Source organism: Gracilibacillus halophilus YIM-C55.5, from assembly GCF_000359605.1.
Classification (GTDB): Bacteria; Bacillota; Bacilli; order Bacillales; family Amphibacillaceae; genus Gracilibacillus; species Gracilibacillus halophilus.
The window spans coordinates 13,890-37,747 of the sequence record NZ_APML01000022.1; the positions used below are offsets into that span (position 1 = coordinate 13,890).

Consider the following 23,858-nt stretch of genomic DNA (forward strand, 5'->3'; position numbering starts at 1 on the left):
CAACTCGTGATGGTATGTTGCTGGATTTTTCATATTCGATAGATACGACAAGCTGAGGAGGTGGAATAATGAGTCATATAATGGAGCATTGGTTAGAAAAACGGGCCCATTTATCACCACATGATACCGCAATTGAGACAGTGACTGGTGAAGTATGGACCTTTCGACAATTAAGAGATGCAGCGTGTGATCTTGCGAAGCGAGTGGCGTCCATAGGTCCGAAAGAAACGTCACATATTGGGATTCTATCCAATAATTCTGTCGATATGATTTTACATTTTTTCGCATGTACATATTTACAATGTCCAGCTGTGTTTTTCAATACGCGTCTATCCATTGCTGAGCTCAAACAACAATGTGACATAGCGGACGTCGAAATGTTACTGACAGCCGATCAATATCATACGATAGGAAAAGAATTAGCTGATGAAAAAAATCTACCGCATTATACGTTTAGGGAAGTGAAACAGTGTCAGCCACTATCTATTTCAGTGGCTACTGATATTGATTTAGACGTCGTATGTTCGATGATGTTCACTTCAGGTACGACTGGTATACCAAAAGCGGTGATGCACACATTTAATAATCACTGGTCAAGTGCTATTTCGTCTGCGCTTCATTTAGGATTATACTCATCTGATAAATGGTTAGCGTGTTTGCCTTTATTTCATATCGGTGGCTTGTCGATTGTGATCAAAAGTGTGATTTACGGTATGCCCATTTATTTATTGGAAACATTTGATGAAAAGCAGGTGCATGATGCGATTATGTATCAGCAGGTGACGATGATTTCAGTTGTCGCTGTAACATGCCAACGTTTATTACATGTGCTGGGCGATCAACGGTATCCTGATACATTTCGCTGCATGCTTCTTGGTGGAGGGCCAGCACCAAAATCTTTATTAGAACAAGCAAGAGAAAAAGAAGTGCCAATTGTGCAAACGTATGGTATGACGGAAACTTGTTCGCAAATTGCGACTTTATCCGCATCTGATGCACTGCGGAAACTTGGCTCGGCAGGGAAAGCGTTGTTTCCGGCATCATTACAAATTTGGCAAGATGAAAAGCAGCAATCAACCGGTCAAATTGGAGAAATTGTTGTCCGTGGACCAATGGTGACAAAAGGATACTATCAGCGACCTGATGCGAATCAATCTGTTTTTCAAAATGGCTGGTTATATACGGGTGATGTTGGATATGTAGATGATGAAGGCTTTTTGTATGTTGTTGATCGTCGAAGTGATTTAATCATATCGGGTGGCGAAAATATTTATCCTGCTGAAGTAGAAGACGTTTTATTACAACTTTCCGCAATTAATGAAGCGGGAGTTGTTGGAATAAAGAATCAAACGTGGGGAGAAGTGCCGATAGCATTTGTGGTTCTTTCTGAAACCATTGATCAAGAGACGATTTTGTCCCATTGTAAAAAGAATCTAGCTTCATTCAAAGTACCAAAGCAGATTCATTTTGTTGACGATCTACCACGTAACGCCACCAATAAATTACAACGTCACCGCTTAAAAGAGTGGGGGACAAAACATCAAGCGTAATGTCCCCCGATTTTTTTACTGCGTTCACGAGTAATGCCAGCTTCTGTATAGCTAGTAGCGCGTAGAATAGCGGTTGATCCATACTTCTCACGTATTGCGTCCATTGCATAACCAAGGTCTTTTTTCTTTTCTTGATCATCAAATAAATCCAGTTGCGTTTCTTTATCATCATATAAATTGTCTAAGCTCACAGATACACGACGGATGGGACTATGGCCATCATAAAACGTGTGAAACAACTGCAAACAAATATGATACATATGCATGGTCATATTGGTGGGGAGATCAATTGAACGCGATCGATGAAACCCGCCTTTATTGTTAGCGTACCCGATACTGAGATGGATGGTTCGACCTGCTTTTTGATGGGTGCGTGCACGGCGACACACTTCTTCTGTTAAATCGAGGATGCAAGTTCGTGTTTCTTCGGCGCTGTAATCTCGGAGTAACGTAATCCCGTGCCCAAAACCTTTCTGTTCTTCTTTGACAAATTGATCATATACAGGACTTAGATCAACGCCCCATGCATGCCAGTAAAGTTGTTCACCGATCACACCAAAACGTTTCTTTAATCGGTCGAGTGAGAAATGAGCCAGTTGGCCCAAATTAAGAATCCCCATACGGTTTAAGTGGTGAGTGAGGCGTTGACCAATGCCCCAAACTTTTTCAATCGGAATGGGCCAAAGCAAACGTTCCACATCTTCATAATGACATGCCGTAATTCCTTGCTTTTTGGCGTATAAATCCATGACGACTTTGGCCAAAAATTTATTATCACCAATACCAATGGCACAATGTAATCCCATAGTTTCGTAAAGTTCTTCTTGAAGCATTGTGGCCATTTGATAGGCTCCACCATACAATTTTTCTAATCCATCAACTGTAATCCACATTTCGTCAACCGAATACGGATGGATCGCTTCTTTGGGTACATATTGGTAAAGTAGCTTCGTAATCTCAATGGATACGTTAACATAATCGCCCATTTTCGCTTCTACAACATAAATGTCTGGGTCATATGGTAGTTCGAAATAACGACTAACGTTTTTGACACCATGTTTTCGTTTGAGAGCAGGGGAAGCAGCTAAAATGATACTTCCTGAGCGTCTTTTATCACCAACAACAGCTAACATGTCTCGCATAGGATTCAAGCCATGTTTCACACATTCAACGCTAGCATAAAAGGAGCGCATATCGATGCATAGTATTTGATGTCGAGGAAGCAAATGGTAATCCATCATATCTCACCTCTCTAAATAAAAGGAACATTTGTTCTGTTATAGTATACGATCTGTTCGAAGAAATGAAAAGCGGTAATTTTTGTCTTTTAAAATGTTAATTGATAAGGATTATCATTGACTTATCATCAAAAAAAGAATACACTAGGGGATAGAAATTCGCCGTTCCATCCAAAAATTAAAAATCGATGTTGTTTGAATCAACGAGTTACGGTGCAAATAGAGTAGGCGCGAGCAAGGGAGAGGTTCTAAGATGGACACATTAGTTACAAAGGATTTGACGCTCGGTTATGGCGATGAAGTAGTGATCGATGATTTAGATATAACGATACCGAAAGGGGAAATTTCGGTATTTATTGGCGGGAACGGATGTGGAAAATCGACGTTACTGCGTTCATTAGCACGGTTATTAAAGCCGCAACAAGGAGACGTTGTATTAAACGGTGAGGATATTGCGAAGGTTCCGACGAAAGAAGTAGCTAAACAACTTGCTATATTACCACAGAGTCCAACAAGCCCAGAAGGATTAACAGTAGAGGATTTAGTGAAACAAGGTCGTCATCCATATAAGAAAATGTTTAAAAGATGGTCGGATGAAGATGAAAAGGCAGTTCATGAAGCATTAGATGCAACGAATATGAACACATTAAAAGATCGGTCTGTTGACTCTTTATCTGGTGGTCAAAGACAGCGTGCTTGGATTGCTATGACATTAGCTCAAGGCACAGATACGATCTTATTAGATGAACCGACCACATATCTTGATATGAGTCATCAAATTGAGATTTTAGATTTGTTGTTTGAATTGAACGAAGAACGAGGCAGTACGATCGTCATGGTACTTCATGATTTGAATTTAGCATGTCGTTATGCGCATCATATCGTTGCCATTAAAGATAAGAAGGTATATGCTCAAGGAAAACCAGAGGAGATCATTAATTGCGGACTTGTACATGATGTGTTCCAAATGAAATGTGATGTCATGTATGATCCGATGTTCGGCACACCAATGTGTATTCCTCATGGCCGAGGGCGTTGCTTAATTAAAGAAGCGGTAGAGGAATCGCGACAACAACAGACAGGTTCATAAATAAGAATATTGTAAGCTGTCCCAACGTCATTTAATTGGCGTATGGGGCAGCTTTTTTTATGTTAAGGGATAGGATAGAATTTGTGTCAAACAAAATGACTGGAGGTAACTGTTTGCATCGAAAATAAATATACGCATCAAATGAAAGAAAGAAGAGCACCTGTTTGCATAAAATATGACATTTATCCTGCAAACAGAAGACTTAGCGCATACCGTTTGCATGAAAAAAAGCCGATGTGCGTCTTATCGCGAAAATCTTCGTATTGTCCATCGAATATCCATTCGTAATTGTCATTAAGTGATCCATTTCACCAATACATGTTTTGAGCGGAGAGACATACACTAACGTGAAGGAGGGATGGTGTCATGGAAAAGAAGAAATATTATGTGAATTTAGGTACGCAGGAAATATCTCAGATGGTTTATGGAAACAACAATGATTTTACGATATATGCAACAGGGGAAGAAGTTTTTTTGCTACGGGAAAAATTTAATGACATCCATGATGCTGATATGCGTTCATATGTAAGATCTCATATACCATTTACCCCGTATCATAACGATCCACAAAATGATGATTATGATACAGGCATGACCGAAGTGATCCAAATGATTTATCAGTTAGGCGATGAAAAAACAAAAAAAGATATTAATGAAATGGGCATATTAGAAAAGTGAAACAAATATAGCTTTTATACGTCTATATGAATAAACAATGGGGAATCATGTTTAACAGAATCGCGAAAAAGGAATAGTAATAATACAAGGCAATATTGGAGGGGAGAATATGAAAAAAATTAGCATCATGATTATTACGGTCTTATGCTTATCTATTTTTACTGCGACTGTCATTCAGTTACAAAGTAATAAGCAACAATATACGGTCACTTCCCATGCCGCACAAATAGAAAAAACAAATACACAGAAAACCATGAATATTCAAGCTTCATTTCTAGAAAGCCAACATCAATTGACACATGAAGATATTGTAAAGAAAACAGACCAGTTTATGGATACGTTAGTACAAGACATTGATAAGAATTATCGCGTAAAAAACTATGATACGAAGAAAGAACTATTATCAGAATTTGAATCGTTTATGAACAAAGAAGTTGCCAAACCATATATTGATTTTTATTATAAAGAAAAGGAAGAAGGATTATATATTGTTCCAACTGAAACACCAGCATGGTTTGACAATGACAACACATATGAGAAAATAGAAGAAGAGAATGAACATGTCGTTATTCAACAAACGAATCAAACGGATTTATATGGAGAGTATACCATTACCATTGGATTTGAATATATCGATGGGACATGGAAAATTTCCAGTATAGACAGAAAATAAAGGTCGTATGATACTATGAAAACTTTTTATGATTATTACAACAATAAAGTTAAACTCTCTTTTGAGGACCATCCATTTGACCCATCACCGAAACACGTATGGGTCATTTGTCGTTATCAAAAATATTGGTTGCTTACGAAACATCGCTATCGTGGTTTAGAATTTCCAGGCGGTAAAGTAGAAAAAAATGAAACACCAAAAGAAGCTGCGATTCGTGAAGTCTACGAAGAGACAGGCGGTAAAGTGGATTGCTTAGAATATATTGGTCAATATTATGTGGCAGGGAAAAAAGAACAATTAGCGAAAAATATTTACTTTGCTGCTATACGATCGATTGAAAAGCAATCAACCTACTATGAAACATTAGGCCCCAAATTGCTTGAGCATTTACCGAAAAACATTCGCACGAACAATGAATATAGTTTTATTATGAAAGATAATGTATTATCGGACAGTATCAATTATATGGAAGAGATAGGGGTGCCAACATATAGCTAACTGAACGTTAGTTATATGTTTTTTTTGGTTTCTCGTCATTCAACAAGTGTTCTTCGTGCATTTTTTGTTGATTCGTTGTATAGTTAATATGAATACCTATTTTACATACTGTTGTCGTGTTAAAATAAAAGAAGATGTTCGGTCGTTAGTAGTTTAGAAGGAGGAAGAAACATGAATCGACGCTTATTTACATCAGAATCGGTGACAGAAGGGCATCCTGATAAAATTAGTGACCAAATTTCTGATGCTATATTAGATGAAATTGTACAAAATGATCCGAATGCCCGAGTGGCTTGTGAAACAACGATAACAACGGGATTAGTGTTAGTTTCAGGAGAAATCACTACCTCTACTTATGTAGATATTCCTAAAATTGTGCGGGAAACCATTAAAGATATCGGGTATACAAGAGCGAAATATGGATTTGACGCAGAAACATGTGGCGTTCTGACAGCGATTGATGAGCAATCGGCTGATATTGCTGGTGGGGTAGACCAAGCATTAGAAGCAAGAGAAGGGCATATGACCGATGACGAAATTGAAGCAATTGGTGCTGGTGACCAAGGACTGATGTTTGGATATGCCATTAATGAAACACCAGAATTAATGCCATTACCGATTAGTTTATCGCATAAGTTAGCGAAACAGTTAAGTGATTTGCGTAAAGATAAGACGTTAGAATACTTGCGTCCAGATGGAAAAACACAGGTTACGGTTGAATATGACGAGAACAACCAGCCAAAGCGTATTGATACGATCGTTATTTCCACCCAACATCATCAGGATATAACGTTAGAACAAATTCAAGCCGATGTAACTGATAAAGTCATCAATCCCGTTGTACCAGAAGCGTTATTAGATGAAGAAACGAAATACTTTATTAACCCAACCGGTCGATTTGTAATTGGTGGGCCTCAAGGTGATGCAGGGTTAACGGGACGAAAAATCATTGTCGATACATATGGTGGTTACGCACGCCATGGCGGTGGTGCTTTTAGTGGTAAAGATGCGACAAAAGTAGACCGCTCAGCTGCTTATGCTGCGCGTTATGTGGCGAAAAATATTGTGGCAGCAGGATTAGCAGAGGCGTGTGAAGTTCAGTTTGCTTATGCGATTGGTGTTGCTCAACCGGTCTCGATTTCAATTAATACATTTGGTACAAGCGACTATTCAGAAGAAGTACTGGTTGATGCTGTTCGCAAACACTTTGATTTACGACCAGCTGGTATTATTAAAATGTTAGATTTACGTCGTCCGATTTACCGCGATACGGCCGCCTATGGGCATTTTGGGCGTACGGATGTTGAATTTCCATGGGAAAAAACGGATAAAGTGGAATTGTTAAATGATTACTTGTCAAATCATTAATGACTTCGTATAATAATATAGTCTTAAAACATGAAACCAAGTGAACAGAGCACTTGGTTTCAAAATTGTATAAAAAGATGTAAAAGTGAAATATTATTATGAAGGAATTCGTCTTATAGGATAATCAAAGGTAGAAAGTAGGGGCAAAATGTGTGGCTTTATAGGCATCATGAAAAATCAACCATCAAAAGAATTTGAAGAATACAATTACCGCAATCAAATGATCTATCATCGCGGGCCTGATGATGAAGGATATTATCAGGATGATTATGTAGCTTTCGGCTTTCGACGATTGAGTATTATCGATATTGAAAGTGGTCACCAACCCTTTCCATATGATGATGAACGTTATTGGATGGTATTTAATGGCGAAATATACAATTTTATTGAATTGCGAAATCAGTTAATGGAACAAGGACATACATTTTTAACAGATTCGGATTCAGAAGTTGTGGTAGCCATGTTTGATGTATATGGTACCGAAGCTTTTCAGTATCTGCGAGGAATGTTTGCGATTTTAATATGGGACAAGCAGGAAGCAACACTTTATGGTGCAAGAGATCCATTCGGTATCAAACCATTATATTATAAAGAATCTGAACAAGGTACATATTTTGGTTCAGAGAAGAAAAGTATTATTTCTGCAGAAGATACCGTCGATGTAAAAGCGTTACAAAATTATTTAACGTTTCAATATGTTCCCGAACCAGATACGATGCATCAATCGATTAAGAAATTAGAACCTGGTCATTATTTTGTAAAACAGCCTGGAGAAGAAATGATATTCACTCGTTATTTTCATGCTTTTTTCCAACCTTCCGTCAAACAGGAAGAGAATGTTTGGATCGATAAAATACAACAGGTAATGTATGATTCAGTCGATGTACACTTGCGAAGTGATGTTCCTGTAGGTTCGTTCTTATCAGGTGGAATTGATTCTTCACTCATTGTTTCTATCGCTAAATATTATCATCCAGAGATTAAAACCTTTTCAGTTGGTTTTGAACAGAACGGTTATTCAGAGATGGATGTTGCCAAGGAAACAGCTGATCGTTTAGGAGTAGAGAACTACCGATATGTGATTTCGCCTGAAGAATACATGGATCAGCTGCCAAGCATAATTTGGCATTTGGATGATCCGTTGGCTGATCCTGCTTGTGTTCCGTTATACTTTGTAGCAAGAGAAGCCAAAAAACATGTAACGGTGGCGTTATCTGGTGAAGGAGCCGATGAACTGTTTACAGGATATAATATTTATCGTGAGCCAGAATCATTAAAGATGTTTCAATCGATTCCGAATCCACTTAACAAAATGTTAGGTTGGATAGCCAATACCTTACCTGAAGGTGTGAAAGGAAAAAGCTTTTTAGAACGAGGGACGACACCGCTTAGTGATCGGTATATCGGCAATGCTAAGATATTTGAAGAGAAGGCCAAACAACAAATGTTAGTTCAATATGATAAGAACCAACCTTATCAAAAAGTGACAAGACCACTGTATCAACAAGTGAAAGATAGTCACTTCGTGCATCAAATGCAATATGTCGATATCCATACTTGGTTACGTGGTGATATTTTATTAAAAGCAGATAAAATGTCGATGGCTCATTCCTTGGAATTGCGTGTACCATTTTTGGATCAAGAAGTGTTTAAGGTGGCTCGTCAGATACCTGCTGAATTAAACATTGCACAAGGTACGACGAAACATATCTTGCGTCAAGCAGCAAGGGGAATTGTTCCTGATCATGTGTTGGACAGAAAGAAATTAGGCTTTCCTGTCCCCATTAGACATTGGCTAAAGAATGAAATTTATGATTGGACATTACAACTCATTCGAGAAAGTGAAACCGACCATTTATTGCACAAGCCAATGATTGAACAAATGTTGGAAAATCATCGCTTAGGTAAAGCAGATTATAGCCGTAAGCTTTGGACGGTTATTGTATTTATGCTATGGCATCAGATTTTTATCGAAAATAAATATGACTTTGATAAATTACAAACCGAAAACAAGAAGGAAAGCAAACTCGTTTAACGATTGGTTATCGTAACGGCTTGCTTCCCCATTTGCTCCCAAGCAGCAATAAATGGTCGTTTGGGAGCTTTTTTATGTTCACCATCATAAGGATCATTAAAATAAATATCATTCTCATCATATCCAGTGATCACAACCGCATGTTGCTTTCTTGTCACTTCAATCGGGCCGTCAGGTGTTTGCCATGTTTGAAACGAAGATTGTGGCAATGGTTCGTAAGTGATATTCGTAATAATGAGAACCGGTTGTTTTTGGTGAATTCGATTGAGAATTTCGGTAAAAGACGATTTCGTTAAATTTTCGGCACGATTGCCAGCATGTTGTTTGGTTAATTGATAAATCGGCTCATGATACACACCATAACCTGGCTGATCATACGTATACATACTTCCCACAAATCCGTTGTGAGGATTGCCAAAGTGAACCTTTCCATTCTTCACTTGATAAGGAGTGGTATCTTTTTTGATTTGTTCTGCTAATTGAAGCTTATCAATCGTGATCTCATGATAACGCAATAACATAGACAAGCTCGTTACCTCACATCCTCTAGGGAGTTCAGGAAACTGTCTCGCTTTCGGTATTTGCATTTGGACTGAGCGTTGTCTTTTCGTTGACATTGTTTTATGGATTGGTTGGTGATTTGTTACTTTTCGATTTTCATCTGATGGCAAACTGATGGCATGAATTAAATTGATGTCAGACGTATATATGAGATAGCCACCAAGACCGAGGCTAGTCATACTAAATAAAACAAAGTATAGCATGGCCATGATCTGAAAAATTTTTTTCTGAAAACGCTGATAAGCAAAAAATAAAAAGAATGCGAAAATCATTGATACAATAAATAAAGGGCCAACCATTAGTGCTACTTCACTCCTGTTTATTTTCTAGTTGTTTATAATACTGTCCCTTGTCAACATATTCTTGTTGAATTCGTTGCATGTCTTCGATATCTTCATCGGTGAGATCTCGAATGACTTTGGCTGGTCGCCCAAACGCTAATACACCAGGAGGAATCTTTTTTCCTGGAGGAACGAGGCTACCTGCTCCGATGAAGGCACCTTCACCAATTTCGGCACCATCAAGAATGACCGATCCCATACCAATGAGGGCATGTTTTCGTATTTTTGCTGAATGGAGCGTCACTTGATGGCCAATGGTGACATAATCTTCAACTATTAAAGGCATATCAGGACTTTGGTGTAAAAGAGATAAATCCTGTATATTAGCATAAGCACCAATTCTCACTGGGGCTACATCCCCGCGAATAACGGTTTTAAACCAAATACTTGTATACGCACCGCATTCGATGTCACCAGTGAGTACGGCATCACTTGCGACAAAAGCACTTGTATCTATTGCAGGGAAATAATCTTTATAAGGATAACGCATGAAGCAAACCTCCTTATGTTGCTTTACATGTATGATATCATATTTTGTAGATGATTCGTGAAACAGAAAAAAAGTGAGGGGAACATGGTGACCAACAAAGTTCCAACGAAAGCACCTATATTAATGAAACAAGTGTATCAAAAAATTTTTCCACAAGTGAATAAAGAATTGCGTTATTGGAGAGCACGAGCAGAAGGTATCCCCAATCTTGAATTACGTACGCAAGCTTTAGCAAGTATCGAATCAAAAAAGTTCCATTGCCAGGGTGGTTCTGTATATAGTCTGTTAGCTGGCGAGGACTGGAAGAGAGCAGTGCGTTTTATTGTGGCGTACCAGACGATTAGCGATTATTTGGATAATTTATGTGATCGCAGTACATCGATGGATCCGACTGACTTTCGCATGCTTCACCAGTCCATGGAAGATGCTCTGACCTTGTCAAACTCGATCCAGGACTATTATGTGTATCGCGATGATCGAGAGGATGCCAATTATTTAGTCGATTTAGTAAACACGTGTCGAGAAGTGCTTCAAGAAGTAGATTCATTACACGTGATTCATCCCTATATTATAAAATTAGAACAGCTGTACAGCGACCTGCAAGTACATAAGCATGTCATTCATGAGGAAAGAATTCCACGACTGGAAAATTGGTTTGCCACCTATCAAAGCCAATGGCCAATGTTGAGTTGGTATGAGTTTTCTGCTTGTACGGGTTCAACTTTAGGTATTTTCTGTATGGTATCTTATGGTTTAGGTGGATCGATTGATCATCATTTGACTGAACGGATTTATCAGAGTTATTTTCCGTACTTACAAGGATTACATATAATGCTTGATTATTTCATTGATCAACAAGAGGACTGGGAAGAAGGCGATTTGAATTTTTGCAACTATTATCAGGATGAACAAGAATTAGAGAATCGCCTTAAATATTTTATTGAACAAACCAATCATCAAGTGCAAGGGCTACCGGATCAATCGTTTCATGAAATGATTCAGCATGGTTTGGTCGGTTTATATTTGGCTGATCCAAAAGTGAGGAAGTTAGAAGCTGGTGATCGTACAGCGAAAACATTGATCAAAACGAGTGGCTTTCGGTCACAGTTTTTCCACTGGAACATTAAATTATATAACCGTTTGGCTGGTAAATCGTAAAAGATCACGATTCCCTATTCATGGGGATTCGTGATCTTTTCAATCGCTAAAATAAATGGTGGTTGATTCACTTGATTGATGAATTGATACTGTAAGACTTGAAAATATTGTTGGTCAATTTGCTCACAATAAGATAATAATGCATCTTTTTCTCGTTTGCCACCTTCGTGTCCATGATAGACAACGATGACAATGCGACCCGTTGGCTTGAGTCGTTGTTGTAACGATTGAATGGCTTTGATTGTATTGTCAGGTGTTGTAATGACAGAATGATCGCCTCTTGGTAAGTATCCAAGGTTAAAAATCGCTCCTCCTACCGTTTCATGGGGAGCCATATAATGATTCATGTTTTCATGCCCGTCAACCATTAAATTCACATTTTGTCTCTGATTCTTATCTAATAAAGACTGTGTACGATTGATCGCTTCTTGTTGAATATCAAACCCGATCACTTTCCCTTCATCACCAACGAGGTAACTCAGAAACAAAGTATCTTTCCCGTTTCCGCAAGTTCCATCGACTACGGTTTCACCGATAGTTACGTTTTTTTCCAATAGATCATGAGCAAATGGAATAATCCCTTTCATTGTGTGTACCCCTTTGTATTGAAATTATCCTTATTTTATCAGATAGTAAACGAATAAAATAGCTAGGAAGGTTAGAAACTACACGTGAGGTGATCGAAATGACGACAAGAGAATCGTTGGAACATTTATTGGCAGAAGGAAATCAAATTATTGAACAGGCGGAAGAACAGCTACAAATGTCCAACCGAAATCATTTTCATATGAATGAAGACTACACGAATGCCCATTTGGAATTGGAACAGTTATCAGAGGATATTGACCGAATGATGCGTAGTGCAAATCACCAACAAAAAGAACAACTGCACCGGTTTCAACTTGTTGTTCGTGAAAAACTAAATGATATGATACTTGATGAAGTTGATGTCACACGCTTTGAATGAGACGGGCAAACCTTTATGATTCCGCTTTGTCAAAACATCTTTAAAATCATCATTTTGGGTGATTTCAGCTCTTGCAGTTCTTGTAGGCGTCGATGTTTTGACAAAGCTTTTTTATCATCTTTTGTTCAATTTTTTCTTGTCATTACCTCTGTATTAGTGTACTATTTTAATAGTACACTAATACAAAAAGGGGAATGTGAAATGCAAGTGTATCGTGGGTTATGGCGCAAAGAAATATCAATGATGCAAGGATTTCATATCGTGAGTGGATTGTTATTAGTGATCGTCATTTTGTGGAGTATAATAACATATAACGATAGTACTTCATATTCAGATTTGGGCATTTTAGCTTATTTAACCTATCTTCATTTGACCATTATGCCGGCGACGATTTTATTTAGTTTAAATATGGAAGTGCATCAGTTATCTTTGTTATTATTTCAAAAGCAAAAAGTGGCAAAGACGATTCATATAAAGTTTTTGCATGGATTTTCGTATTCAATCATTTATCTTTTGTTTCTGATATTATTATTATATTGTTTTAAAGTCATCGGCGTCTTGGAATTTTCGAACACGACTTTGATGAAAATAGTCGGCTTATCCTTAATCTTCACTGGGACTGTATCAATGATCATGTCTGTATTGATCTATGTCGCATGGGTGATTCATCAATGGTTACGATTTAAGCTTGGTTTTTTACTAAGCATTGTTTCATTGGGACTCATAAGTTACCTCTGTCTTAAGTATAGTACACCATTTATCGCATTTATTGAGCGGTCACGAGACTTTTGGACAATTGATATCGATGGACATACGGAATTGCAAGCTCTTGCTTCGTTTCTAGGAAATCAACATTCCATCTCAATCAGTTATATACTTGTGATTCTCTGCTTGTTGATCGTATTGTATGGCGCTTTTACATGGTTATTGAAAGAAAAAGTGGAGGTGTAACCATGCCTCTACATTTTCAATCAGATAAACCGATTTATCTACAAATCGTCGATACCATGATTCATGAAATTGTGCGTGGAAGGCGATTTCCCGGTGATAAACTTCCATCGGTTCGAGAATATGCGGTTGAGGTTGGCGTCAATCCGAATACGATGCAACGTGTCTATCGTGAATTAGATGCGAGACAGATTACAAAAACAAAGCGAGGACAAGGTACATTTGTAACCGATGACGAAGAAACAATTCAACAATTACGTGAACAATTAAAGCAACGATATATTGATAGTTTTCTAACAGATATGACGGGACTGGGGTTTACAATTGAGGAGATTATTTCGAGTATCGATAAAGAGAAAGGTGGTACCTCAGATGATTCAAATCAGTAATGTCAGCAAGCGATACAGCATTCACCAAGTGTTAAAACAATGCAACATGACCATTGAGAAAGGGAAAATTGTTGGCTTGATCGGTGAAAATGGTTGTGGAAAAACTACGCTTCTAAAAGTGTTGGCTGGAATACTACGTCCGAATCATGGTCGTATAGATGGAATCCATGAAAATGATCGAAGTCGTTTTATTTCATACAGCCCTGATAATAGTTACTTTTATCCGTATTTCACGATTGAAGCGTTAATGGATTTTTATCAAGATGTTTATGAAGATTTTGATCGCGATCGCGCAGAATCATTGTTACATTTCTTTGAACTAGAGAAAAAACAAAAAATTCGTCATTTATCGAAAGGGCAAGCAGGTCGAGTGAAGATATTGATTACCATTGCGAGAAGGGCTCCATTATTGATGTTGGATGAACCACTAGCTGGGCTTGATCCAATGGTGAAACAAAAGATTATCAAAAGCTTGATTCAGTTTATTGATTTAGAACAGCAAACCTTACTGATGACAACACACGAATTAATGGAGGTTGAACCATTATTGGATGACGTGGTTGTGATGAAGCATGGCACAATTATTGAGCAATCAAGTGTCGAATCAATTCGTGAAAATGACATGGTAAGCCTTCAACAATGGTTAGAAAACACGTATTGACAAACCTATTCGTGATTGAGATAATACGAGCAATTGCATAGCGGTACCTTTAATTCAGTCCCGTGAGGCTGACAAGGACATTGGATAGCAGAAGGGAAAATTGTATCTTTTATACCCTTTTGTCTCGCTTCTTGTCAGTTGGGCAAGAAGTTTTTTATTGTCTAAAAAGAGTGTGAGATTCATTAAAGAACCATTCGATTTACAAACAAAACTTTTTTTATAATGAAACTTCATCGCCCAACGACGGTACCCGCAGCAAAGACAAGACAAGGGGGACATTATCATGGATAAGGAATTTTCTTTACAAGCTGTACCACAAGCCAATCGAAATGGATTTTGGAAAATGTTTGTTGTCATGCTTGGTTTTACGTTTTTTTCAGCGAGTATGCTATCAGGTGGCGAATTAGGCTTAGGTCTCACGATGCAGGAATTTATTTGGATGGTTTTATTAGGAAATTTAATTTTAGGTGCTTATACAGGTGGACTCGCTTATATCGCTGCAAAAACCGGTTTATCAACACACTTATTGGCCCGTTATGCCTTTGGTGAAAAAGGATCTTATCTCGCATCTTTTTTACTAGGGGGAACACAAGTCGGCTGGTTTGGTGTTGGGCTGGCAATGTTCGCTGTACCCGTTAGTGCTGCCACAGGTATTGACAGATTGCCATTAGTCATTATTTCTGGTATTGTTATGACGTTTTCTGCTTTTTTCGGAATGAAAGCACTCGCGATTCTCAGTTTTGTTGCGGTACCTGCGATTACCATTTTAGGCAGTGTATCCGTAGGAAAAGCGATCGAATCAGTTGGTGGATTGTCAGAGTTAATGGCATATCAACCTGAGGAAGCATTAGGAGTAGCAACAGCGCTGACGATTTGTGTAGCATCCTTTGCTAGTGGCGGTACATTAACACCTGACTTTGCCCGTTTTGCCAATACGAAGCGAAATGCGGTAGTGACGACATTAATTGCTTTCTTTATTGGCAATTCTTTAATGTTTTTATTTGGGGCAGTCGGAGCTATTGCGACAGGTTTATCTGATATATCTGAAGTGATGTTCACGCAAGGATTAGTGATTCCAGCCATTCTTGTACTCGGATTAAATATATGGACAACCAATGATAATTCATTATATGCGTCTGGACTCGGATTTTCGAATATTACGAAGATCAAGAAGAGTAAAGTCGTTATCTTTAATGGACTCGTGGGAACGATCTTTGCGATTTGGCTCTATAACACTTTGTCGACTGGTTGACGTTTTTAGGTGGTGCGTTACCGCCAATTGGCGCGATATTGTTAGCTGATTTCTTTCTCGTCCATAAAGGAAAATATACGCCTATTGAAAATATGACGTTTCAAACGGTACGGTTTCCTGCAATCATCGCATGGGGAGCTGGTTTCGGCGCTTCGTTTTTACCAGGAATTCCGCCGTTAAATGGCATTTTCAGTGCGATTGTTATCTACATTGGGTTAACATGGGTAACAGAAAGAGTATTTTCAGCTAGCAAAGAAGCTATTGTAGGAAAAGAGGGATAGTGTGATTATTCAAAACGCAAGATTACCAAAGCAAGAAGGGCTGTGGAATCTTTATATTGATCATGGCAAATTTACAGCTATCGAACAGGCGTCGAAAAACCAATCAATGCATGATGCCATTGACGTGAAAGGAAAATTAGTGAGCGCACCATTTATTGAACCTCATGTTCACTTAGATACGACCTTAACAGCAGGCGAACCGAAATGGAATGAAAGTGGGACCTTATTTGAAGGCATTTCTACATGGGCAGAACGAAAACAATCATTGAGTGTTGAAGATGTGAAAACAAGAGCCAAGAAGGCATTAAAATGGCAAATTGCACAAGGTATTCAACATGTTCGTTCACATGTGGACGTGACCGATCCTTCATTGACGGCAATGAAAGCATTAGTAGAAGTGAAGAAAGAAATGAAGGACTATGTTGACCTGCAACTTGTTGCTTTCCCTCAAGAAGGGTTTTTGTCCTATCCGAATGGAACCGAGCTTGTCGAAGAGGCCTTAAAGATGGGCGCAGATGTAGTAGGTGGGATTCCTCACTTTGAATTCACCCGCGAATATGGGGTGGATTCAATGAAAATCGCCTTTGATTTGGCTGAAACATATGATCGTTTGCTTGATATTCACTGTGATGAAATCGATGATGAACAATCCCGTTTTATTGAAGTCGTTGCAACAGAAGCGTATCAACGTGGCTTTGGTAGTAAAGTAACAGCAAGTCACACCACAGCAATGCATTCCTATAATGGTGCGTATGTCTCTAAATTAATGAAAATTCTACGTTTGTCTGAGATTAATATCATCGCGAATCCGTTAGTTAATATTCATTTACAGGGTCGTTTTGATGACTATCCGAAACGACGTGGTATTACACGCGTAAAAGAATTAACGGAAGCTGGGCTGAATGTTAGTTTTGGCCATGATGATATCTTTGACCCTTGGTATCCGTTAGGTACAGGGAATATGTTACAAGTATTGCATATGGGGATTCATTTGACACACCTTATGGGCTATCACCAAATCATCAATGCATTCGACTTGATTACCAAAAACAGTGCGGTCACATTGAATATTGAAGATCAATACGGTATTGAAGTAGGCAAGCCAGCAAACTTTATCGTATTAGAAGCGACGAATGTTTATGATGCGATACGTAAACAAGCGGAAGTTACCGCCTCTTATCGTTATGGAAAATTAATTGCTGAGACGAAACCGAAAGAAACTGAAATACACTTAGGTGTAGAAAAAGAAATCATTGATTTTGAAAGATAGAGTGGAGGCTCTATCTTTTAATTTTGGCTCTTTACGTAACGTTTGTTGTAAGATGTTTGTCCAATGAATAGGAAATAAAAATTTTTGAAACTTATTAGTTGCCCATTCGTAGAAATAGTAGTAGAGAAGGGGGAAATTTTTATGATAGGAGTTCTTATCGCAACATTGCTCGCTATGATTCTCTATGTAGTGGGCGTGATAATTACTGTTAGTTTATCAAGCGCATCTACTTCTAAAGTGATGAAGTATGGATTGACGCTTTTTGTGGTCGGCTATATCTTGACGGCGGTTATTTTTTATTTTGTCCTGCCGGCAGTAACCATTCCAAATATGCTGTTTGCTAATTTGGTGATAGCTGTTGTTTTCATGTCTTTGTTATTATTCACGATACAAGCAGGGGAAAAGATAGAAACCAAAGTGAAAAGACCTATCGTGATATTGTTTAGTGCCGTTATCATTTCGGTTATTGTTGTCGTTGTTGCAGGATTTATGAGCTTAGAGAAAGCACATCAGTCGATTACTACATCAGAAGAAGATGAAGCGGAGCCGCTAACGAAGGAAGAAACGCCTATTACGGTAGCGCCGGAATTTGCTCGAAATAAAATTCAAAAATCGATGAGTGCTGTACCGAATCCGCAATTTTATGATTTAGGTAAGCTACAAGTGCAACGGGTAGATGAAGAAGTGGTTTACGTTGCACCTGTTGAATTTACAGGATTTTTCAAATATATACGAGGAAAAGAAACAGCCGGATATTTTACGATCTCTGCTACGAATGTCAATGCACAACCAGAGTTTCATGATCATGAAATGAAGTATACAAATTCCAGTTACTTCAGCAACTATGTGAAGCGTGTCATCTATAATCAATATCCACATTACATCCAAAGTGGTGAAGCTCAACTAGAAGTCGATGATAATGGAAAAGCATGGTATGTACAAACTCTATATCGCCCAATGCACATCACGAATAATCCTAATATGGATGAACTGCGTGTCGTTGTGATTGATCCGACGTCAAGTGAAATGGAAATGTTTCGACCAAGTGATGCACCATCATTCGTGGAAGGGTCCATTAGTTCTGAAATGGCTACAGTAGAGAATAACTATTTCGGTAAATACATTCATGGATGGTTGAATAGTGTGTTCGGTAAACGTGATGTCAAAATACCAAATGCCTCAGGATCAGAGAAAGGGGTCACGCCGATTTTTGCGTCCAACGGTGAGATGTTTTATTTTACTGACATGACTTCACCTAAAGAAAACATCGATTCAGCGCTAGGCTATACGCTGATTCATGCAAGAACAGGTGAGTTAACGTATTTTGGTGGAGAGAAGAATACAGCGATTATGGATAGTGAAGGTGCGAAACAAATTGTTAATAAGCAATTCCCAGAAAAACAATGGGAAGGATATATGCCTGTCTTGTATAACATTGATGGGAATCCAACATGGGTGGTCAACGTATTAGATCCGAACGGTCTGCATAAGCAATACGCTTATATAAAAGCAAATGACTCTGATTTTGCGGTGTTTGGTGATACAGCGAATGAAACGTTAGATGCTTATCGGATGGCGCTGTTGCAAAATCCAGGTAATGTAGGAGCAACGGATGAAGCCAATCTAACGCCAGTATCTGGTACGGTTGATCGTGTGCTTGTGACATCAACTGAAGAGGGACAAATGGTTCAATTCTTGCTAGAAAACGATCAGACGATTTATACAGTAAATGCAAGCACGGTGCCACGAGCGATTTTCCTTTCATCAGGGGATATGATTGAAGCACAAGTACAAGAAATGGATGGTAACACAGCAACTGTTGAAGAAATGACGATTGATCAGTTAACAGAATAGTGTTGGAAATGCGGGGTTACGCCAGTTAGTAATCCCGCATTTGTTTCCTCATTTTTTCTATGTTAAAAAAGCTTATGATTCACAAATTGTCGATGATATATTAAAATATAAGAAATCGCTTACAAATAAAGGTGTTTTTGATGAGCGATAAAATGACATTTACCGCATTAAGAGATATTGAGATCCGTGATCGTTTTTGGAAAGAACGAATGAACCTTGTTAAAGAAAAGATCAGATCCATTGTGTACCGTTTAAATGGAAAGCGATTCCTTATCGTTATTGGGGCAATCGTGGAAAAGGCGGAATGACCGTTTGGATGCGACATCAATAAGTCTAAAAATGAAAATTCTGTTATTCAAGCTCAGTGACTAGTTATGTTATGATAGAGTTAGGATAAATGTAAACGTGCAATGGGATGATTCAGGAGGATACGATGCTGGAATTTACGAATAGGCAACAGCAGATCATTAAAATTTTAGAAAAACATGAACCCATCACCGCCATACAAATTGCTGAGATGCTCGGTGTGAGTAAAGGAGCTATACGGTCCGATTTGGCCGTTTTAGTGATGACAGGTCATATTGAAGCAAAACCGAAAGTAGGATATTATTTAGCTTCTAAGAATCACTCCTCTTCTCGTCTAGTCGATTGGCAACAGAAGAAAGTTCAAGAAATTCAAGGTGTAGCGATTACTGTTCAAGGAACGACAACGGTTAATGATGCGGTCATTTCTTTGTTTTTAGAAGATGTTGGCACGCTTATTGTTGTAGATGAAAATCAATGTTTAAGAGGTATTGTTTCCCGAAAAGATTTGCTAAAGGTGACGCTGGGAAACCCGCAAGCCACGTCAATGCCTGTTCAATTGGTGATGACCAAACAACCAAAAGTTTATACGATATCGCCTGAGGATTCGGTCATAGATGCAGCCAGAAAGATGGTTTATTACCAAATTGATAGCTTGCCTGTTGTTCGAGCATCTGAGAATGATCACGAAAATCATGTGAAAGTAGTCGGTCGAATTACGAAGACAAATATCGTAAAGACATTAGTTGAATGGGAATTAGAAGCATAGATAAAGGGGAGCTTAACATGGTAGAGAAACAATCATTGATCTATGTATGTTCAGATGCCGTAGGAGAAACAGCTGAAGCAGTCGTTCAAGCGACGGTACGACAGTTTAATCATCAAAATATTCGAATAAAAAGAATGAGTCATATACAAACAGAAGAAGAAATCGAGGCCATCGTCCAACAAGCGAAGGCTAAACAAGGGTTTATCGCATATACATTAGTCCAACCAGAATTAAGAGCAAAAATCCAACAAGAGTCCATTCGATATGATATTCGTTCGGTGGATGTGATGGGACCAATGATGCAAGCATATATCGATACGTTTAACGACGATCCAAAGCCAGAACCAGGACAACGCCAAGTGTTAGATGAGGCCTATTTTAGACGTATTGAAGCTGTTGAATTTGCTGTGAAATACGACGATGGTAAAGATGTAAAGGGACTCCTAATGGCGGATGTTGTATTAATTGGTGTTTCGCGTACATCAAAAACACCGCTTAGTATTTTCTTAGCTCATAAAGGATTGAAAACGGCCAATTTACCAATTTTACCGGATATGCAAGCGCCTGAAGAATTATTCGCCTCAGCTGACCGTATGATTATTGGGTTAACGATTGATCCCGATCAATTGTTAAAAATACGAACAGAACGTTTAAAGTCGTTAGGATTACCACCTCAATCCAAATATGCATCATTGGAACAAATAAACCATGAATTGCAAACCGCCGATCAATTAATGGAGAGATTACAGTGTCCAGTAATTAACGTATCTGATAAATCCATTGAAGAAACGGCTGGAATTATTATGGATATCGTATCAAATCCATAAATCAGATGAGAAGGGTGATCGAAATGAGTGATAAAGTTTTAGTAACAGAACCGATTCCGCAATCCGTCAAAGATTATCTTCGTCAACATGTAGAACTTGAGACATGGGATACGGCTGAACAAATGCCAAGAGAATTATTATTAGAAAAAATTCAAGATGTAGACGCACTCATTACAGCAAAAGATGACATTAATACAGAGTTATTAGAAACGGCTAAGCAATTAAAAGTAGTTAGTAATGTTTCTGTTGGCTATGATAACTATGACGTAGAAGCATTAAAACAAGCGGAAGTTGTTGCGACACATACACCATATGTTTTGGATGAAACGGTAGCTGATTTAATTTTCGGTCTTATGTTAGCTAGTGCAAGAAGAATTCCAGAATTACATCAATATGTTAGACAAGGCAAATGGAACCGTTCCGTGGATGAGTCGTTATTTGGTTGGAATGTGCATCATAAAAAACTGGGAATTATCGGACTCGGTAGAATTGGTGAAAAAGTAGCTAGACGAGCTCGTTTCGGATTTGAAATGGAAGTAAGTTATTATAATCGCACGCGAAATCAGGAAGCTGAAGTAAAGAACGATGTGAATTATGAATCGTTCGACACACTGCTAGAATCATCTGACTTCATTTTGCTAATGACTCCTTTAACCGAACAGACTTATCATATGATCGATGAAGCAGCATTTAAAAAAATGAAATCAACTTGTTTCTTTATCAATGCGTCGAGAGGAGCCGTTGTTGATGAACGAGCGATGATAGAGGCGCTACAACAAGAAAGAATGTTAGGTGCGGGGTTAGATGTGTTTGAACAAGAACCTGTTGATCCTAACAATCCATTATTACATATGTCGAATGTTATCACACTACCACATGTGGGCTCCGCAACTGCTGAAACACGGGAAGAGATGAAAATGTTTGCTGCCAAAAATGCGATTCAAGCATTAAACGGAGAACAGCCAGAAGCAGTGATTAAAGAATTACAATGAAAAACTTATAAATCAATGACTGGCGAATCAATACATCAAATAGAATGAAGAATAGTGGCTGTTTGCATTGAAAATCGATTTATGCTTCAAATCGATGGGGTAACTATGGTTGTTTGCATCGAATATTCATTTATCCTGCAAATAGATGATATTGAGCTCGTTGTTTGCATGCTAAAAGGGAACTGCTTCAAAAATTCAAAGAAGATGAAATCGCCCTCAAAAGTTAAGTTCGGGTATAACTTTTGAGGGCGGTTTTCTTACTGATTCGCTCGATTGGCTTGTTCGATGACTCGATCCGTTTCTTCTTTCGCTGCATCTAATGCTTCTTGTGGGTCAGTGCCTTCTAAAAGGTTTTCCATGGCTGTGACTACTTGTTGGCGCGCTTCTGGAAATACCGAGATGAGTGCTCCTTGTGTGGCATATGTGGATTCTGTTTCTTGTAATTGATCAACTGTTACCTTTAGTTGAGGGTATTCTTCCCACTTTTCTTGAACAATGTCCTCTTCATAAGCACTTGGGTTAATCGCAAAGTATCCTGTATCAATATGCCATTTTGCTTGGATTTCAGATGTTTGTAAATACTTCATAAATTCCCATGCTGCTTCTTGTTGAGATTCATCAATGCCATTGGACATCCATAACGAAGCGCCGCCAATAATCACGCCATTTCGTTCAGCTTCATCAGAATAAGGGATATATGATACGCCAACATCAAATGGGGCTGTTTCTACTGTGTTGGCAACACCTGCTGAGGAATCTAAATACATCGCCGTATTTTCTGTTTGAAATGCTGCACGAATATCATCCCAATTTGAACCGAAGTTTCCATAGGTTCCTGCTTGATTCATATCATCGATGAGTTCAAACACGCGCAAACCTTCTTCTTCGTTAAATAGAGCTTCTGTGGCATCATCTGTCCTGCCATTGTCATGATTCACAAATAAACCACCTTGTGTTGCAACTAATTCTTCGAAAAACCATCCGTAATTCAGAATGGAAAACCCGTAACGTTCTGTGTTATCACCATCGGTTATTGTTAATTTTTCGCCTGCTTCTTTGATTTCAGCAAAGGTTTGTGGTGGGTTATCAGGATCTAATCCAGCTTCTTCGAATGCATCTTTGTTGTACAGCATAACAGGTGTCGACGAATTAAAAGGCATCGAATACAGTTGACCATCTACCGTATAGTAGTTTAGAATATTTTCCTCTAATTGACTTATATCATAACCTTCTTCATCAATAAATGATTGAACTGGTTCAATAAATCCACTATCAATCATATATTTGGTACCGACTTCAAATGTTTGAATAATTGCTGGAGCGTCATTGGTCCCACCAACACTACGGAACTTTGTTAACGCTTCTTCATAGGATCCTTGAAATTCTGGGATAATTCGATAATTGTCTTGAGAGTCATTAAAACTTTGAACGATTTCCTCTAATGATTCTTGCCCGGCACCAGACATCGCATGCCAAAACACAGCTTCAACCGTTTCATTTTCAGAATCAGAAGTTTCCTCTGATGAGTCATTACTTTCTGTCGCTGATTCTTCTGTGTTTGTTTCATTTTCTTCGTTTTCCTCACCTTCTGCGTCATTCGAACAAGCTGTCACAATCAAGAAACTTGTCATCACAAGTAAATAGATGAGAAATTTTTTCATCATG

At 38.4% G+C, this 23,858-nt stretch carries 23 protein-coding genes and 1 pseudogene; 19 read left to right on the plus strand and 5 right to left on the minus strand.

All coding sequences use genetic code 11. The annotated features are described in order from the left end of the window. Positions 1–68 precede the first annotated feature (68 nt). Positions 69–1,550, plus strand: a complete 1,482-nt coding sequence (locus J416_RS06380) for an o-succinylbenzoate--CoA ligase (protein ID WP_003467049.1) — start codon at positions 69–71, stop codon at positions 1,548–1,550. On the opposite strand, the gene J416_RS06385 is transcribed toward J416_RS06380, so the two are convergent. Beyond that, complete coding sequence (locus J416_RS06385; protein WP_003467057.1) at positions 1,541–2,788, minus strand: DNA polymerase IV; 1,248 nt, start codon at positions 2,786–2,788, stop codon at positions 1,541–1,543. The two genes, J416_RS06380 and J416_RS06385, sit on opposite strands and share 10 nt — an antisense overlap. 253 nt (positions 2,789–3,041) lie before the next feature. Between J416_RS06385 and J416_RS06390 the strand changes: the two genes are divergently transcribed. From J416_RS06390 to asnB, 6 genes are all read left to right on the plus strand, one after another. Continuing rightward, the gene (locus J416_RS06390) at positions 3,042–3,878 is read left to right on the plus strand and encodes an ABC transporter ATP-binding protein (RefSeq protein ID WP_003467058.1); all 837 of its coding nucleotides are present in this window, start codon (positions 3,042–3,044) and stop codon (positions 3,876–3,878) included. Positions 3,879–4,244: 366 nt separating this feature from the next. Next, positions 4,245–4,556 (plus strand): hypothetical protein, encoded by a 312-nt coding sequence (locus tag J416_RS06395; RefSeq protein ID WP_003467059.1) that lies wholly within the window; start codon positions 4,245–4,247, stop codon positions 4,554–4,556. Between the two features lie 109 nt (positions 4,557–4,665). After that, complete coding sequence (locus J416_RS06400) at positions 4,666–5,229, plus strand: hypothetical protein (protein ID WP_003467060.1); 564 nt, start codon at positions 4,666–4,668, stop codon at positions 5,227–5,229. A gap of 15 nt (positions 5,230–5,244) precedes the next feature. Continuing rightward, positions 5,245–5,727 carry an RNA deprotection pyrophosphohydrolase gene (ytkD, locus tag J416_RS06405; RefSeq protein WP_003467061.1) on the plus strand — a complete coding sequence of 161 codons (483 nt, stop codon included), beginning with the start codon at positions 5,245–5,247 and terminating at the stop codon, positions 5,725–5,727. Positions 5,728–5,898: 171 nt separating this feature from the next. Continuing rightward, positions 5,899–7,095 (plus strand): methionine adenosyltransferase, encoded by a 1,197-nt coding sequence (metK, locus tag J416_RS06410; RefSeq protein WP_003467062.1) that lies wholly within the window; start codon positions 5,899–5,901, stop codon positions 7,093–7,095. Between the two features lie 148 nt (positions 7,096–7,243). After that, positions 7,244–9,130, plus strand: a complete 1,887-nt coding sequence (gene asnB / locus J416_RS06415) for an asparagine synthase (glutamine-hydrolyzing) (RefSeq protein ID WP_003467063.1) — start codon at positions 7,244–7,246, stop codon at positions 9,128–9,130. Here asnB and J416_RS06420 read toward each other — a convergent pair. Next, positions 9,127–9,990 carry a C39 family peptidase gene (locus tag J416_RS06420; protein WP_003467064.1) on the minus strand — a complete coding sequence of 288 codons (864 nt, stop codon included), beginning with the start codon at positions 9,988–9,990 and terminating at the stop codon, positions 9,127–9,129. The two genes, asnB and J416_RS06420, sit on opposite strands and share 4 nt — an antisense overlap. Before the next feature lie 10 nt (positions 9,991–10,000). Further along, positions 10,001–10,522, minus strand: coding sequence for a gamma carbonic anhydrase (locus J416_RS06425; protein ID WP_003467065.1), 522 nt, complete (start codon positions 10,520–10,522; stop codon positions 10,001–10,003). A gap of 84 nt (positions 10,523–10,606) precedes the next feature. Here J416_RS06425 and J416_RS06430 point away from each other — a divergent pair, with 84 nt between their 5' ends. Further along, entirely contained in the window at positions 10,607–11,680 is a 1,074-nt protein-coding gene (locus tag J416_RS06430) for a tetraprenyl-beta-curcumene synthase family protein (protein ID WP_003467067.1), read from the plus strand. A gap of 14 nt (positions 11,681–11,694) precedes the next feature. On the opposite strand, the gene mnmM is transcribed toward J416_RS06430, so the two are convergent. Beyond that, positions 11,695–12,267 (minus strand): tRNA 5-(aminomethyl)-2-thiouridylate-methyltransferase MnmM, encoded by a 573-nt coding sequence (gene mnmM, locus J416_RS06435; protein WP_003467070.1) that lies wholly within the window; start codon positions 12,265–12,267, stop codon positions 11,695–11,697. A 98-nt stretch (positions 12,268–12,365) separates the two neighbouring features. Here mnmM and J416_RS06440 point away from each other — a divergent pair, with 98 nt between their 5' ends. The 11 genes and pseudogenes from J416_RS06440 to J416_RS06485 all read left to right on the plus strand — a co-directional run bounded on the left by J416_RS06440 (position 12,366) and on the right by J416_RS06485 (position 22,193). Next, on the plus strand, positions 12,366–12,647 hold the full coding sequence (locus J416_RS06440; RefSeq protein ID WP_003467072.1) for a DUF2524 family protein: 282 nt from the start codon (positions 12,366–12,368) through the stop codon (positions 12,645–12,647). Positions 12,648–12,848: 201 nt separating this feature from the next. Continuing rightward, on the plus strand, positions 12,849–13,598 hold the full coding sequence (locus J416_RS06445; protein ID WP_003467073.1) for a hypothetical protein: 750 nt from the start codon (positions 12,849–12,851) through the stop codon (positions 13,596–13,598). A gap of 2 nt (positions 13,599–13,600) precedes the next feature. After that, positions 13,601–13,984 (plus strand): GntR family transcriptional regulator, encoded by a 384-nt coding sequence (locus J416_RS06450; protein ID WP_003467075.1) that lies wholly within the window; start codon positions 13,601–13,603, stop codon positions 13,982–13,984. Beyond that, positions 13,968–14,645, plus strand: coding sequence for an ABC transporter ATP-binding protein (locus J416_RS06455; RefSeq protein ID WP_003467077.1), 678 nt, complete (start codon positions 13,968–13,970; stop codon positions 14,643–14,645). The genes J416_RS06450 and J416_RS06455 overlap by 17 nt, the downstream gene beginning before the upstream one ends. A 283-nt stretch (positions 14,646–14,928) precedes the next feature. Next, positions 14,929–16,178: pseudogene (gene codB, locus J416_RS06460) on the plus strand (cytosine permease). A gap of 1 nt (position 16,179) precedes the next feature. Then, a complete protein-coding gene (gene codA / locus J416_RS06465) occupies positions 16,180–17,448 on the plus strand; it encodes a cytosine deaminase (protein WP_003467079.1) in 1,269 nt (422 codons plus the stop codon). Between the two features lie 141 nt (positions 17,449–17,589). Then, positions 17,590–19,302 carry a hypothetical protein gene (locus tag J416_RS06470; RefSeq protein ID WP_003467081.1) on the plus strand — a complete coding sequence of 571 codons (1,713 nt, stop codon included), beginning with the start codon at positions 17,590–17,592 and terminating at the stop codon, positions 19,300–19,302. A gap of 265 nt (positions 19,303–19,567) precedes the next feature. After that, positions 19,568–19,633, plus strand: a complete 66-nt coding sequence (locus tag J416_RS16680) for a hypothetical protein (protein ID WP_420805429.1) — start codon at positions 19,568–19,570, stop codon at positions 19,631–19,633. 102 nt (positions 19,634–19,735) lie between these two features. Further along, positions 19,736–20,374, plus strand: coding sequence for a helix-turn-helix transcriptional regulator (locus J416_RS06475; RefSeq protein ID WP_003467084.1), 639 nt, complete (start codon positions 19,736–19,738; stop codon positions 20,372–20,374). A gap of 17 nt (positions 20,375–20,391) precedes the next feature. Beyond that, positions 20,392–21,201 (plus strand): pyruvate, water dikinase regulatory protein, encoded by an 810-nt coding sequence (locus tag J416_RS06480; protein WP_003467086.1) that lies wholly within the window; start codon positions 20,392–20,394, stop codon positions 21,199–21,201. 23 nt (positions 21,202–21,224) lie between these two features. Further along, positions 21,225–22,193: a 2-hydroxyacid dehydrogenase gene (locus J416_RS06485; protein ID WP_003467091.1), complete on the plus strand. Its 969-nt coding sequence runs from the start codon at positions 21,225–21,227 to the stop codon at positions 22,191–22,193. 257 nt (positions 22,194–22,450) lie between these two features. Here J416_RS06485 and J416_RS06490 read toward each other — a convergent pair whose 3' ends face one another. Continuing rightward, a complete protein-coding gene (locus J416_RS06490) occupies positions 22,451–23,854 on the minus strand; it encodes an ABC transporter substrate-binding protein (protein ID WP_003467093.1) in 1,404 nt (467 codons plus the stop codon). Positions 23,855–23,858: the final 4 nt, after the last annotated feature.